Raw genomic sequence first — 14195 nt, forward strand, 5'->3', positions numbered from 1 at the left:
GGGGAACGCGGGGAAGTGAAACATCTCAGTACCCGTAGGAAGAGAAAACAAATAGTGATTCCGTGAGTAGTGGCGAGCGAAAGCGGATTGAGGCTAAACCGGCGGCGTGTGATACCTGTCAGGGGTTGCGTCGTCGGGGTTGTGGGACCCTGCTGAACAAGCTGACACTTGTTCGAGGAGTTACAAAGCTAGTGGCTAGTCGAACAGTCTGGAATGGCTGACCGTAGACGGTGATAGTCCGGTAGGTGAAAGTTGCTGGTCTTCTGTGGGTGTTCCCGAGTAGCGGCGGACTCCTGAAATCTGCCGTGAATCTGCCAGGACCACCTGGTAAGCCTAAATACTTCCTGGTGACCGATAGCGGACGAGTACCGTGAGGGAATGGTGAAAAGTACCCCGGGAGGGGAGTGAAATAGTACCTGAAACCGTTCGCCTACAATCCGTCGGAGCCTTGCGGGGTGACGGCGTGCCTTTTGAAGAATGAGCCTGCGAGTTAGTGGCATGTGGCGAGGTTAACCCGTGTGGGGGAGCCGTAGCGAAAGCGAGTCTGAATAGGGCGTTTTCAGTCGCATGCTCTAGACCCGAAGCGGAGTGATCTAGCCATGGGCAGGCTGAAGCGCGGGTAAGACCGCGTGGAGGGCCGAACCCACCAACGTTGAAAAGTTGGGGGATGACCTGTGGTTAGGGGTGAAAGGCCAATCAAACTCCGTGATAGCTGGTTCTCCCCGAAATGCATTTAGGTGCAGCGTCGCGTGTTTCTTGCCGGAGGTAGAGCACTGGATGGTCTAGGGGGCCCACAAGCTTACCGAAATCAGCCAAACTCCGAATGCCGGTAAGTGAGAGCGCGGCAGTGAGACTGCGGGGGATAAGCTTCGTAGTCGAGAGGGAAACAGCCCAGATCACCAGCTAAGGCCCCTAAGCGTGTGCTAAGTGGAAAAGGATGTGGGGTCGCATAGACAACCAGGAGGTTGGCTTAGAAGCAGCCACCCTTTAAAGAGTGCGTAATAGCTCACTGGTCAAGTGGTTCCGCGCCGACAATGTAGCGGGGCTCAAGCACACCGCCGAAGCTGTGGCATTCACATTTTAACTTCGTGCCTCCTTGATGGGGTATGCAGGTGTGTGGATGGGTAGGGGAGCGTCGTGCCGGGGGTGAAGCAGCGGGGTGACCCAGTTGTGGACGCGGCACGAGTGAGAATGCAGGCATGAGTAGCGAAAGAAGGGTGAGAAACCCTTCCGCCGGATGACCAAGGGTTCCAGGGCCAGGCTAATCCGCCCTGGGTGAGTCGGGACCTAAGGCGAGGCCGAGAGGCGTAGTCGATGGACAACGGGTTGATATTCCCGTACCCGCGAAAGAGCGACCCTGACGAACCTCGTTGTGCTAACCACCCAAACCATCCAAGGTCTTCGGACTGCGGGTGGGGAGCGTGGGAACCTGGCGGGTAGTAGTCAAGCGATGGGGTGACGCAGGAAGGTAGCTGAGCCCGGCCGGTGGTTGTGCCGGGGTAAGCGTGTAGGCCGGCGTGTAGGCAAATCCGCACGCCATATGGGCTGAGACGTGATGCCGAGCCGATTCAGGTGAAGTCAGTGATCCTATGCTGCCGAGAAAAGCCTCTAGCGAGTTCTTAGCGGCCCGTACCCCAAACCGACACAGGTGGTCAGGTAGAGAATACCGAGGCGATCGGGCGAACTGTGGTTAAGGAACTCGGCAAATTGCCCCCGTAACTTAGGGAGAAGGGGGGCCGGAGACGTGAAGCCCCGCGCGGGTGGAGCGTTGTATGGCCGCAGAGAGCAGGGGGAAGCGACTGTTTACTAAAAACACAGGTCCATGCGAAGAAGTAATTCGATGTATATGGACTGACGCCTGCCCGGTGCTGGAACGTTAAGGGGACCTGTTAGCTCTCACGAGCGAAGCGGAGAACTTAAGCGCCAGTAAACGGCGGTGGTAACTATAACCATCCTAAGGTAGCGAAATTCCTTGTCGGGTAAGTTCCGACCTGCACGAATGGCGTAACGACTTCCCCACTGTCTCAACCACAGGCCCGGCGAAATTGCATTACGAGTAAAGATGCTCGTTACGCGCGGCAGGACGGAAAGACCCCGGGACCTTTACTATAGCTTGACATTGGTATCTGAATTAGCTTGTGTAGGATAGGTGGGAGCCGGTGAAGTCCATACGCCAGTATGGGTGGAGGCAATCTTGAAATACCACTCTGGTTGATTTGGGTATCTAACTTCGGACCGTTATCCGGTTCAGGGACAGTGTCTGGTGGGTAGTTTAACTGGGGCGGTTGCCTCCTAAAGGGTAACGGAGGCGCCCAAAGGTTCCCTCAGCCTGGTTGGCAATCAGGTGTTGAGTGCAAGTGCACAAGGGAGCTTGACTGTGAGACTGACAGGTCGAGCAGGGACGAAAGTCGGGACTAGTGATCCGGCACTGGCATGTGGAAGCGGTGTCGCTCAACGGATAAAAGGTACCCCGGGGATAACAGGCTGATCTTCCCCAAGAGTCCATATCGACGGGATGGTTTGGCACCTCGATGTCGGCTCGTCGCATCCTGGGGCTGTAGCAGGTCCCAAGGGTTGGGCTGTTCGCCCATTAAAGCGGTACGCGAGCTGGGTTTAGAACGTCGTGAGACAGTTCGGTCCCTATCCGCCGTGCGCGTAGGATACTTGAGAAGGGCTGTCCCTAGTACGAGAGGACCGGGACGGACGAACCTCTGGTGTGCCAGTTGTCCCGCCAGGGGCACGGCTGGTTAGCTACGTTCGGAAGGGATAACCGCTGAAAGCATCTAAGCGGGAAGCTCGCTTCAAGATGAGGTATCCCACCCACATTGTGGGGTAAGGCCCCCAGCTAGACGACTGGGTTGATAGGCCGGAAATGTAAGCCCGGTAACGGGTTCAGTTGACCGGTACTAATAGGCCGAGGACTTGACTACCAAGCTGCTACGCGTCCACTGTGCAACTCTGAACAAACCACCACCCATCAGGGTTGGTTGACATGTTCATAGAGTTACGGCGGTCATGGCGGAGGGGAAACGCCCGGTCACATTCCGAACCCGGAAGCTAAGCCCTCCAGCGCCGATGGTACTGCACTCGGGAGGGTGTGGGAGAGTAGGACACCGCCGGACAATCTTCCAGTCGAGGGCCGCCCCAGCAGGGGCGGCCCTCGACTGCGTTAGCGTTCTCGGCGGAAACGCCATCAGGAAGGATGTACCTGTGAGCTTAGGACCCCAGGGCGGGGACCGCCCCCGTCGTTACGAGGATCGCGCCGACCGCGGCCAGGGGCGTGGTGACGCCGGCCGCGACGGCCGTCGCGATGACCGTCCCTCGTACCGGGGCGGCCGCGACGACCGCCCGGGCGGCTTCCGTGGTGGCGACCGTGACAGTGGCACCCGTGGCGGTGACCGTCGTGAGGGCGGTTTCCGCGGTGGCGACCGCCGCGAGGGTGGCTTCCGCAGCGGCGACCGTGAGGGCGGTTTCCGCGGTGGTGAGCGTCGCGAGGGTGGCTTCCGTGGCGGCGACCGTCGTGAAGGCGGCTCCGGCGGCGGCGACCGTCGCGAGGGCGGTTTCCGTGGCGGCGACCGTGAGGGTGGCTTCCGGAGTGGAAGCCGTCCGGGCGGCGACCGTCGCGAAGGCGGCTTCCGGGGCGGCGACCGTGACGGCGGTTTCCGCGGCGGTGAGCGCCGCGAGGGTGGCTTCCGTGGCGGCGACCGTCGCGAAGGCGGCACCCGCGACGGCAACTCCCGCGGCGGTGACCGTCGTGAGGGCGGCTTCGGCGGTGGCGACCGGCGCGAGGGCGGCTTCCGTGGTGGGGATCGTCGTGAGGGCGGTGCCCGCGAGGGTGGCTTCCGTGGCGGTGACCGTCGTGAGGGTGGCTTCCGTGGTGGCGATCGCCGTGAGGGTGGTTTCCGTGGTGGGGATCGTCGTGAGGGCGGTGCCCGTGAGGGTGGCTTCCGTGGTGGGGACCGTCGTGAGGGCGGCTTCCGCGGTGGAGACCGCCGCGAGGGCGGCTTCGCCGGTGGTGACCGTCGTGAAAGCGGCACCCGTGAGGGCGGTTTCCGCGGTGGCGATCGCCGTGAGGGTGGTTTCCGCGGTGGGGATCGTCGTGAGGGCGGTGCCCGTGAGGGTGGCTTCCGTGGTGGGGACCGTCGCGAGGGCGGCTTCTCCGGTGGTGACCGTCGTGAGGGTGGTTTCCGTGGTGGCGATCGTCGTGAGGGTGGCTTCCGTGGTGGCGATCGTCGTGAGGGCGGTTTCCGTGGTGGCGACCGCGACGGTGGCTTCCGGGGCGGTGATCGTCGAGAGGGTGGTTTCCGTGGTGGCGACCGCGAGGGCGGCTTCCGCGGTGGTGACCGTCGTGAAGGCGGTGCCCGTGACGGTGGCTTCCGGGGCGGCGACCGTCGTGAGGGCGGTTTCCGCGGTGGCGACCGCGAAGGCGGTTTCCGCGGTGGGGATCGTCGCGAGGGCGGCTTCTCCGGTGGTGACCGTCGTGAGGGTGGCTTCCGCGGTGGGGATCGTCGCGAAGGCGGCACCGGCGAGGGCGGCTTCCGGGGCGGCGACCGTCGCGAGGGCGGCTACCAGGGCGGCGACCGCCGGGAGAGCTACGCCAGCGGCGAGCGCCGCGACGGCGGGTACCGCGGTGGCGACCGTGACCGTGGCTTCCGGCGCGACGACCGACGTGACGACCGGCGGCCGGGTGGCTTCCGGGGCGAGCGGGACGGTGAGCGCCGCGGCTACGGCGACCGGCCGGGCGGCGACGACCGCCGTGGCACCTACGGTCCGCAGCGGGAGCGCCAGGACGAGCGCGGCGAGGGTCGTACCGGTGAGGCGCCGGAGCTGCCCGACGACGTGGTCGCGAGCGACCTCGACTCGGCCGTCCGGGCGGAGCTGCTCTCCCTCGCCAAGCCGGTCGCGGAGACGGTCGCCCGGCACCTGGTCGCGACCGGTCTGCTGATCGACGAGGACCCGGCGCTGGCGCTGGCGCACGCCATGGCGGCCCGCCGGCTCGCGTCGCGGATCGCCGCCGTGCGGGAGGCCGTCGGGCTGGCCGCGTACCACGCGGGTGAGTGGCAGACCGCCATCGCCGAGCTGCGGACGTACCACCGGATGACCGGCCTGCAGAGCCACCTGGCCGTGCTGGCCGACTGCGAGCGGGCGCTGGGCCGGCCGGAGCGGGCCATCGACCTGTTCCGCGGCGCGGACCGGGACAAGCTCGACCAGGCCGTCGCGATCGAGCTGCTGATCGTGGCCGCCGGGGCGCGCGGTGACCTCGGGCAGAAGGACGCCGCGGTGGCGATGCTCCAGGTCCGCGAGCTGACCGGCGACTCGACCGAGCCGTGGGCGGCGCGGCTGCGCTACGCGTACGCGGACGCCCTGCTGGCGGTCGACCGGCGCGAGGAAGCGCGGGAGTGGTTCTCCCGGGCCGCCGACGTCGACTCCGAGGGGGAGACGGACGCCGCCGAGCGGCTGCTGGAGCTGGACGGCGTGGTCATCGAGGGCGACGACGAGCCGGAGGACGACGCGGACACGTCCGAGGCGTCGGCCGAGGGCGACGATGACGACGATGACGACGACGATGACGACGACGATGACGACGACGATGACGACGATGACGACGACGACGACGATGACGATGACGACGACCGGGATGACGACGAGCTGACCGACACCGAGGCCGGGTCGCTCGCCGCCGACACCCCGACCGCTGCCGACACGACCGAGGAGCCGGCCGCCGGCACCCCGGCCGACGAGGTCACGCAGGCGCGGAAGGCCGACGGCGACCGGCAGGCGCCGGGTGACGCCGCGGCCGGCGAGGGCGAGGCGGCGGACCGCCGATGACCGGGTACGCCGGTGACACCGCCTCCGGCGCGGATCGGGGAGAACCCGACCGCGCCGGGGCGGGGCGGCTCGTCGACGCGTACTCGCTCGTCGTCTTCGACCTGGACGGCGTCATCTACCTGATCGACAGGCCCATCCCCGGCGCGGTCGAGGCGGTCAGCCGGCTGCACGCCGAGGGGCGCGCGGTCGCGTACGCGACGAACAACGCCTCCCGCCGCTCCAGCGAGGTGGCCGACCTGCTCACCGGCATGGGCGTCGCGGCCCGGCCGGCGGAGGTGCTCACCTCCGCGGCGGCCACCGCCGAACTGCTCCGCGACCGGCTGCCCGAGGGCGCGCCGGTGCTCGTGGTCGGCGCGGACGCGCTGCGCGCCGAGCTGCGCGCGGTGGGCCTGCGGCCGGTCGCCACTGCCGACGAGGAGCCCGCCGCGGTGGCCCAGGGCTACGGCCCGCAGGTCGGCTGGTCCGACCTGGCCGAGGCGTCCCTGGCGGTACGGGCGGGCGCGCCCTGGTACGCCACCAACACCGACCGCACGCTGCCCAGCCCGCGCGGCCCGCTGCCGGGCAACGGCTCGCTCGTCGCGGTGCTGCGGACCGCGCTCGACCGCGACCCCGACGTGGTGGTGGGCAAGCCGGAGCCGGCGCTGTTCACCACCGCCGCGCGGCGGGCCGGGGCCGGACGCACGCTCGTCGTGGGTGACCGGCTGGACACCGACATCGAGGGCGCCCGCCGGGCCGGGCTGGACAGCCTGCTGGTGCTCACCGGCGTCAGCGACGCCGCCGAGCTGCTGGCCGCACCCGAGGAGCGCCGCCCCGCGTACGTCTCGTTCGACCTGGCGGGCCTGTTCGACCCGGCCGCCGTGGTGGCGGTGCCGGGCCGGGCCGCAGACGGCGGCTGGTCGGTGACGGAGGCCGGCGCGGACCTCGTGCTCGACGGCGCGGGACCGCCGCTGGCGGCCCTCGCGGCGCTCTGCGCGGTGGCCTGGTCGACCGGGTCCGGGCCGCGCGTGCGGGCGCAGTCCCCGGCGGCGCAGGAGGCCCTCGCCGCGTTCGGGCTCGAGGGCTGAGGCGCCGGGCCGCTCAGAGCAGCTTGCGGAGCTTCATCAGGTCGAACGGGTTCGCCTTGATCGACACCCGGCGGGAGGCCACCGCCGCCATGACGTCGAGCCGGCCGTGCACCAGCGCGACCAGGTCGTCGCTGCCGGTGCTCAGCGCGATCTTCGCCTTCGGGTCGTCGCCGTCGGCCAGGTCGACCAGCCGGCCGCCCTCCAGCCGCCCGTGGAACGCGGTGCCGAGGTCGGTGATCCGGCAGGCGAGGGTGCGGTCGAGGTCGATGCGTCCCTGCGCCTCGGCGTTGCGGTCCAGCCGCGCGGCCAGGTCGTGCAACGCCTGCCGGCACTCGTCCACGCTGGCCACATCGTCTCCTCACCACGAACCACGCCGTTTCCCGGCACCGTACCGCAATGGGGCGTCCGGGGTGCCCGGTAGCGTGGCACCTGCACACCTCGCCCCGCGGAAGGACTCAGGCATGCAGGACGCGTGGCGCGCCTACCTCGAGCTGGCCATGGGCCTGACGGAGGCGCCCCGGAAGAAGGCACAGGACGCGGTCATGCGCGTCGTCGGCCAGGGCGGCGCGACCGCCGCCCAGATCCAGACGCTCGCCGAGGAACTGGTCGCGACCGGCCTGGCGAACCGGGAGTCGCTGACCAAGCTGGTCCGTTTCGAGGTGGACCGGGCACTGGGCGCGGTCGGCCTGGCCACCGCCGACGAGGTCGCCGAGCTGACCCGCCGGGTGCACGACCTGGAGCGGCAGCTGCGCGAGGCGCGCGGCCACCTCGGCCCGGGCGACACCCCGCCCGCCGGCGCGTCCGAGCCCGCCGCCGCAGCACCGGCCGGGACAGCCGCCGCGCCCTCCGGCGCGACCGCACCGCAGACCGAGCCGCCCGAGACGGCGCCGTCCGGGGCCCGGCAGCCGAACACCGCGTCGCCCGCCGCCGAGACCCCGGCGACGACACCGGCCAAGGCCCCCGCGACGACGCCGACGAAGGCGGTGGCGAAGAAGGCGGTGGCCAAGAAGGCGATCGCGAAGAAGCCGCCCGCCACCGTGGCCCGCACCCCTGCCGACGACTCGCCCCCCGCGCCCGCCCGGCCGGCGAAGAAGGCCACCGGGCGCCGGGCGGCCGGCTCGTGACCGCGCCCCGGCCCGGTCCGCCGCCGGGTCCGCGGCCCGGACCGCCCCCGGGGGTACGCCCCGCGCCGGTCGAGGAGGTCGGCGAGGCACGACATCCGGCGGTGGACGCCGCAGTGCTCGGCATGGCCAACGCCGAGGCGCTCGCCCCGGCCGACCAGATCGCCCAGTACGAGGCGGCGTACGAGACGCTGCGCGAGACCCTCGCCACCATCGACCAGGCCTGAGCAGAGGCGGAGACACACCTGATGGCTCGTCGTACCCGGCTGGACGCCGAACTGGTCCGGCGCGGGCTGGCCCGCTCCCGGGAACAGGCCGCCGCGCTCGTGGAGGCCGGTCGCGTCCAGCTGCGCGGAGTGCGGGCGCGCAAGCCTGCGGCGATGGTCGACCCGGCCGATCCGCTGCTGGTCACCGGCGAGGATCCGGCCGACGAGTACGTCTCCCGGGGCGGCCACAAGCTGGCCGGCGCGCTCACCGCGTTCGCCCCCGGCGGGCTGACCGTCAACGGCCGGCGCTGCCTGGACGCGGGCGCGTCGACAGGCGGTTTCACCGACGTGCTGCTGCGCGCCGGTGCCGCCGAGGTGGTCGCCGTGGACGTCGGCTACGGGCAGCTCGCCTGGTCGCTGCGGACCGACGAGCGGGTGCGGGTGTTCGAGCGCACGAACGTGCGTACCCTCACGCCGGAGGCGATCGGCGGCCCGGTCGACCTGACGGTGGCCGACCTGTCGTTCATCTCGCTGCGGCTGGTGTTGCCGGCGCTGGCCGCGTGCACCGGGCCCGGCGGTGACCTGGCGCTGATGGTCAAGCCGCAGTTCGAGGTCGGCAAGGAGCGCGTCGGTGCCGGCGGTGTGGTCCGCGACCCGGCGCTGCGCGCCGAGGCGGTGCTGGACGTGGCCGCGGCCGCCGCCGGACTGGGCTTGGGCCTGGCCGACGTAGCGGCCAGCCCGCTGCCCGGGCCGAGCGGCAACGTCGAGTTCTTCGTATGGTTGCGCGGGGACGCGCCCGCCGCGGACCCGGAGCGGGTCCGCGCGGTGGTGGCCGCCGGCCCGCAGGGCGCCGCCGCGACGGCGGCCACGACCGAGGAGGTGTCCGGGTGAGCCGTACCGCGCTGCTGGTCACGCACACCGGCCGTCGACGTAGCACCGAGCACGCCCGGGCGGTGGCCGCCGACCTGATCGCCGCCGGGTTCGAGGTGCGGGTGGTGGCCGAGGAGGCCGACGACCTGGACCTGCCGGGCGTGGTGCCGGTGACCGGCCCGGAGGCCGCCGAGGGCGCCGAGATCGTGTTCGCACTCGGCGGGGACGGCACGTTCCTGCGCGCCGCCGAGCTGGCCCGCCCGGCCAAGGTGCCGCTGCTCGGCATCAACCTGGGCAAGGTCGGCTTCCTCGCCGAGGCGGAGATCGACGACCTGGACACCGCCGTGCGTGACGTGGTCGACCGCAACTACACGGTGGACGAACGGCTCACCCTCGACGTCACCGCCGAATGGGAGGGCGGCCCGACGATCGAGTCGTGGGCGCTCAACGAGATCAGCGTGGAGAAGGGCGAACGCGCCCAGATGCTGGAGCTGCTCGTCGACGTGGACGGCCGGCCGCTGTCCCGGTACGGCTGCGACGGCGTGATCTGCGCGACCCCGACCGGCTCGACGGCGTACGCGTTCTCCGGCGGCGGGCCGGTGGTCTGGCCCGAGGTGGAGGCGCTGCTGCTGGTGCCGATCAGCGCGCACGCGTTGTTCAGCCGCCCGCTGGTGACCGCGCCGACGTCGACGTTCGTCATCACCGTCGACCCGTTCACCACACTGGCCGTGCTGTGCTGCGACGGGCGGCGCGTCTACGACCTGCCGCCCGGCGCCCGGGTGACGGTGCGCCGGGGCACGCTGCCGGTGCGCATCGTGCGGCTGCGGGCCCGCCCGTTCACCGACCGGCTGGTGGCCAAGTTCGACCTTCCCGTCCAGGGCTGGCGGGGCAACCGTCGCTGACCAGCGGCTCAGCGGAAATCTCCGTTCGGCCCACCGGTCCCGGCCCTCGCGCGCGTTACGGTGGGCGTACGGGCCGCGAAGAGGTGAGTCCGGGCGCGGCGGTGAGGCCCGCCGCTTCCCGGATGCGGCCCGGCGTCGCGGGGCTCGGCCAGGGGGTGGTCGGGGCCGCGACGGTCGGGACGCCGGAGCGTCGTAGCCGGCCGCGGCGGGCGGACCGGCACGCCGTGTCCGGTCGGGTGTCGACCCCGGCCGGGCCGACAGGTCGCAGGGCCGCCGCCGGAGGAAGCGGCGGCACGCGAGCTGGGCGACGCGGTCTCCGGCGTCCCGGCCTCCACTCCGTCGTGCTCGTGTCCACCTGGCGACATGTCGCCGGTGCGGCGGCCCGTACCCGGTGACCCGGCGGCGGACGCCGTCGCAGACTCCGATCGCCGGGCCTCACGAGGCCGGCCTCGGAGTAGAGGAGCGTCACATGCACCGGTTCCCCCGCTGGCTCGCCGCCGGCGCGGCCGGGGCGTTGGTGGTCGGGCTCGCCGTACCGGCGTCCGCCGTACCGCCCGCCCGGCCCGCCGGCCCGCCCCCGGGCACATCCGCCCCGGGCGCGCCGCCCGCCCGCGTCACGCTGATCACCGGCGACCAGGTCGAGCTGGTCCAGGCCGCGCCGGGCCGGATCGCCGCCACCGTCCGCCCCGGGCCGGGCCGCGACCGGATCGTCTTCCAGACCACGCAGGCCGACGGCGGGCTGCGGGTGCTGCCCGCCGACGTCGTGCCGTACGTGTCGGCGGGCGTGCTCGACCCGGACCTGTTCGACGTGCAGGAACTGGCCGAGCAGGGCTACGGCGACGCGGGCCTCGCGGCGCTGCCGCTGATCGTGCGCTACCGGGAACCGGCCGCCGGGCGGGTGCGCCCGCTCGCCGTCGCCGCCGAGTCCCGTCCGCTGTCCAGCATCAACGGCGCCGCGCTGCGCGTCGACAAGGACGACCTGGGCGCGCTGTGGACGTCCCTGCGGGAGACGCCGCAGGCCCGCACCGCGGGCGCCGGACCGGTCCGGCTGGGCGCGGGCGTGGAGCGCGTGTGGCTCGACGGGCGGGCCCGGGTGGCGCTGGAGCACAGCGTCCCGCAGATCGGCGCGCCCGCCGCGTGGGCGGCCGGACGCGACGGCGCCGGGGTGCGGGTCGCGGTGCTCGACACCGGCGTGGACGCCGACCATCCCGACCTGGCCGGCCGGATCGCCGAGGCGCGTGACTTCACCGGCGGCGGCAGCGCCCGGGACGGCCACGGCCACGGCACCCACGTGGCGGCCACCGTCGCCGGCAGCGGCGCGGGCTCCGCGGGGCTGCGCAAGGGCGTCGCGCCCGGCGCGCGGCTGCTGGTCGGCAAGGTGCTCGACGACTCCGGTTCCGGCTACGACTCCGGCATCATCGCCGGCATGGAGTGGGCCGCGCGCTCCGGCGCGAAGGTGGTCAGCATGAGCCTCGGCGGCGCGCCCACCGACGGCACCGACCCGATGAGCCAGGCCGTGAACGACCTCACCGCCTCCACCGGCGCGCTGTTCGTGATCGCCGCCGGCAACGACGGTGAGCCGCGCAGCGTCGGCTCGCCCGGCGCGGCGACCGCCGCGCTGACCGTCGGCGCGGTCGACCGCGACGACGTGCTCGCCGACTTCTCCAGCCGCGGCCCGCGCCTGGGCGACAACGGCCTGAAGCCGGAGATCACCGCACCGGGCGTCGGCATCGTCGCCGCCCGCGCCGCCGGCACCACCATGGGTACGCCTGTGGACGACGCCTACACCCGCGCCTCGGGCACCTCGATGGCCACGCCGCACGTCGCGGGCGCGGCCGCCGTCCTGGCCCAGGAGCATCCCGGATGGACCGCCGCGCAGCTCAAGGACGCGCTGGTCAGCACGACCCGGCCGAGCGTCGGCGCGACGGTGTTCGAGCAGGGCGCCGGGCGGGTCGACGTGGCCCGCGCGCTGCGCCAGCGGGTGTACGGCAGCGCCACCGCCGACTTCGGCCGGCTGACCACCGGCGGGCCGGCCGCGACCCGGACGGTGCGCTACGTCAACGGCACCGCCGGGGCGCAGACGCTGCGGCTGGCGCTGGAGCTGCGCAATCTGGACAGCGGCGCGGCCGAGACCGACGGCCTGACGCTCGACACCGCCACCGTGACGGTGCCGGCCGGCGGCGGTGTGGACGTGCCGCTGCGCGCGGACCCGGCCCGGCTGGACCGGGGCCCGCACGGCGGGTGGCTGGTGGCCACCGGCGCGGACGGCGTGACGGTCCGTACCGCGGTCGGGCTCACGCTCAGCGGCCGGCAGCACACAGTGACGCTGCGCGCGCTCGACCCGGCCGGGCGGCCCGGATCGTCGCCGGTGGTGACGCTGTTCGGCGAGCACCCGGAGTCGGACGCGATGGGCTGGCTCGGCGTCGGCGACGAGTGGCGGATCCAGGTGGAGGAGGGGCCGTACCTGCTGCACGCGCTGATCGAGCACGGCGCGCCGCTGGACGAGCAGCTCACCCTGGTCACCGACCCGGAGCTGACCGTGGACCAGGACCTCACGGTGGTGCTCGACCCACGGCGCGGCACACCGGTACGGATCGAGACGCCGAAACCGTCCGAGCAGCGGGCCGTCCTCAGCTTCTACCAGCACCGGGTGTTCGGCAACGGCCGGCAGGTCGACCACGGGGTGATGACGTTCAGCGCCGTGCAGCAGCTCAACGTCACCCCGACCCGGCAGGTACGCCGCGGCGAGTTCGAGTTCTCCTCGCGCTGGCAGCTCGTCGCGCCGATGGTCGACATCGACGTCAGCGGCGTGTCCGGCGCGCTGGACGTCAACCTGATGGGCCAGTCGCCGGCCCCGGCCGGGCGGCAGCGGCTGCGCCTGGTCGCCGCCGGCACCGGCGCACCCGGTGAGCTGACCGGGGTGCGGGGCGCGGCGGCGCTGCTCACCGCGTCCGCCGACCGGTCCGAGGAGGAGCAGGTGGCCGCCGCGGCGGCGGCCGGTGCGAAGGCGGTGCTGATCGTCCGGCCGGCGGACCAGAGCGCGTGGACGGTGTGGCGGCCGACCGGGGAGCGGCTGCCGGCGCCGGCGCTCGCGGTGGCGTACGACGACGGGCAGCGGCTGCTCGCGGCGGCGCGTACCGGCCGGGCCCGCATCGACCTGACGTTCACCGTGGACAGCCCGTACCTCTACGACGTGTTCCAGGTGTCGAAGGGCCGGGTGCCGGAGCGGATCTCCCACCGGGTCACCGCCGCCAACACGGCCGAGGTGACCGCGCGCTACGGCGACACCGGCGGCCTGGACTGGGCCACCGAGCAGCGGTTCGGGTGGCGGCCCTGGCAGGAGTTCTCCTGGAACGACGACCAGCGGATGGTGCGTACCGGGACGACCCGGCGGGAGTACGTCAGCTCCGGTGACTCGTGGTGGCAGCACCGGGTGCTGCACCGGCTGATGTTCTCCAGCATGGGGACGCTGACCGGCGGCCTGTCCGACCGGCCCCGGCGCTACGCGGCCACCGACCGGACCACCGAGTCGTGGCACACGCCGCTGGTGCGTCCCGCCGTGCCGGCCGGTGCGGCCGCGCCGAGCCGGACCGCTGACACGCTCGACCTGCGGGTGGCCGAGTTCGTCGACGCCGACGGTCACGCCGGCGTGGACAACCGGTCGGAGGAGCAGGACACGGTGACCCGCCGGGTCAGCCGCGACGGCCGGCAGATCGCCGACCTGTCCGCCGGCTGGGCGCCGGTGCCCACCACCGCCGGTCCGGCCCGCTACCGCCTCGACGTGACCACGGCCCGGTCGTCGGCGGAATGGCGGTGGGCGACCCGTACCGAGACGGCGTGGGAGTTCACCTCGGCCCGCCCGTCCGGTGACGCGGCCCGGCCGCTGCCGCTGCTCCAGGTCGACTACCGGGTGCCGGCCGACCTGCGCGGCGAGGTGCCCGGCAGGCGGAAGCACACCGTCGGGCTGACGCTGCGCCACCCGGCCGGGCTGCCCGCGCCGGCCGGCACGACGGTACGCGCCGAGGTGTCGTTCGACGGCGGACGCACCTGGCGCACGGCGCCGGTACGCGGCTCCGGCACCCGGTTCACCGCCGAGGTGCCGGCCGGGCGCGGCACGGTGTCGCTGCGCGTCTCGGCGCGGGACCGGTCCGGCAGCACCGTGACGCAGACCGTGATCGACGCGTACGGGCTGCGGTGAGACGC

General features: G+C 72.1%; 9 protein-coding genes and 2 rRNA genes (1 of these 11 only partly in view). 9 read left to right on the plus strand and 2 right to left on the minus strand.

Going from position 1 to position 14195, the window contains the following annotated elements; genetic code table 11:
• Positions 1-2930, plus strand: a 23S ribosomal RNA gene (locus tag CLT75_RS03650); it begins 179 nt to the left of the window's first position.
• 75 nt (positions 2931-3005) lie between these two features.
• Positions 3006-3122: ribosomal RNA gene (rrf, locus tag CLT75_RS03655) — 5S ribosomal RNA — on the plus strand.
• A 94-nt stretch (positions 3123-3216) separates the two neighbouring features.
• Here the strand turns inward: rrf and CLT75_RS03660 are convergent.
• A complete protein-coding gene (locus CLT75_RS03660) occupies positions 3217-4923 on the minus strand; it encodes a hypothetical protein (RefSeq protein ID WP_135239473.1) in 1707 nt (568 codons plus the stop codon).
• On the opposite strand from CLT75_RS03660, the gene CLT75_RS03665 reads away from it, so the two are divergent.
• Together CLT75_RS03665 and CLT75_RS03670 are read left to right on the plus strand one after the other, a co-directional pair.
• A complete protein-coding gene (locus CLT75_RS03665) occupies positions 4840-5829 on the plus strand; it encodes a Replicase polyprotein 1ab (RefSeq protein ID WP_135239474.1) in 990 nt (329 codons plus the stop codon). The two genes, CLT75_RS03660 and CLT75_RS03665, sit on opposite strands and share 84 nt — an antisense overlap.
• On the plus strand, positions 5826-6893 hold the full coding sequence (locus CLT75_RS03670; protein WP_135239475.1) for an HAD-IIA family hydrolase: 1068 nt from the start codon (positions 5826-5828) through the stop codon (positions 6891-6893). Before CLT75_RS03665 ends, CLT75_RS03670 begins: the two co-directional genes overlap by 4 nt.
• Positions 6894-6906: 13 nt before the next feature.
• On the opposite strand, the gene CLT75_RS03675 is transcribed toward CLT75_RS03670, so the two are convergent.
• Entirely contained in the window at positions 6907-7242 is a 336-nt protein-coding gene (locus CLT75_RS03675) for an SCP2 sterol-binding domain-containing protein (protein ID WP_135239476.1), read from the minus strand.
• A gap of 112 nt (positions 7243-7354) precedes the next feature.
• Between CLT75_RS03675 and CLT75_RS03680 the strand changes: the two genes are divergently transcribed.
• From CLT75_RS03680 to CLT75_RS03700, 5 genes are all read left to right on the plus strand, one after another.
• The gene (locus CLT75_RS03680) at positions 7355-8017 is read left to right on the plus strand and encodes a hypothetical protein (RefSeq protein ID WP_135239477.1); all 663 of its coding nucleotides are present in this window, start codon (positions 7355-7357) and stop codon (positions 8015-8017) included.
• Positions 8014-8241, plus strand: coding sequence for a hypothetical protein (locus tag CLT75_RS03685; RefSeq protein WP_073831637.1), 228 nt, complete (start codon positions 8014-8016; stop codon positions 8239-8241). Before CLT75_RS03680 ends, CLT75_RS03685 begins: the two co-directional genes overlap by 4 nt.
• Before the next feature lie 21 nt (positions 8242-8262).
• Positions 8263-9111, plus strand: a complete 849-nt coding sequence (locus CLT75_RS03690) for a TlyA family RNA methyltransferase (RefSeq protein ID WP_135239478.1) — start codon at positions 8263-8265, stop codon at positions 9109-9111.
• On the plus strand, positions 9108-9992 hold the full coding sequence (locus tag CLT75_RS03695; protein ID WP_135239479.1) for an NAD kinase: 885 nt from the start codon (positions 9108-9110) through the stop codon (positions 9990-9992). The genes CLT75_RS03690 and CLT75_RS03695 overlap by 4 nt, the downstream gene beginning before the upstream one ends.
• 469 nt (positions 9993-10461) lie before the next feature.
• Positions 10462-14190 carry a S8 family serine peptidase gene (locus CLT75_RS03700; protein WP_135239480.1) on the plus strand — a complete coding sequence of 1243 codons (3729 nt, stop codon included), beginning with the start codon at positions 10462-10464 and terminating at the stop codon, positions 14188-14190.
• Positions 14191-14195: the final 5 nt, after the last annotated feature.

This window comes from Micromonospora sp. CNZ285, assembly GCF_004637285.1.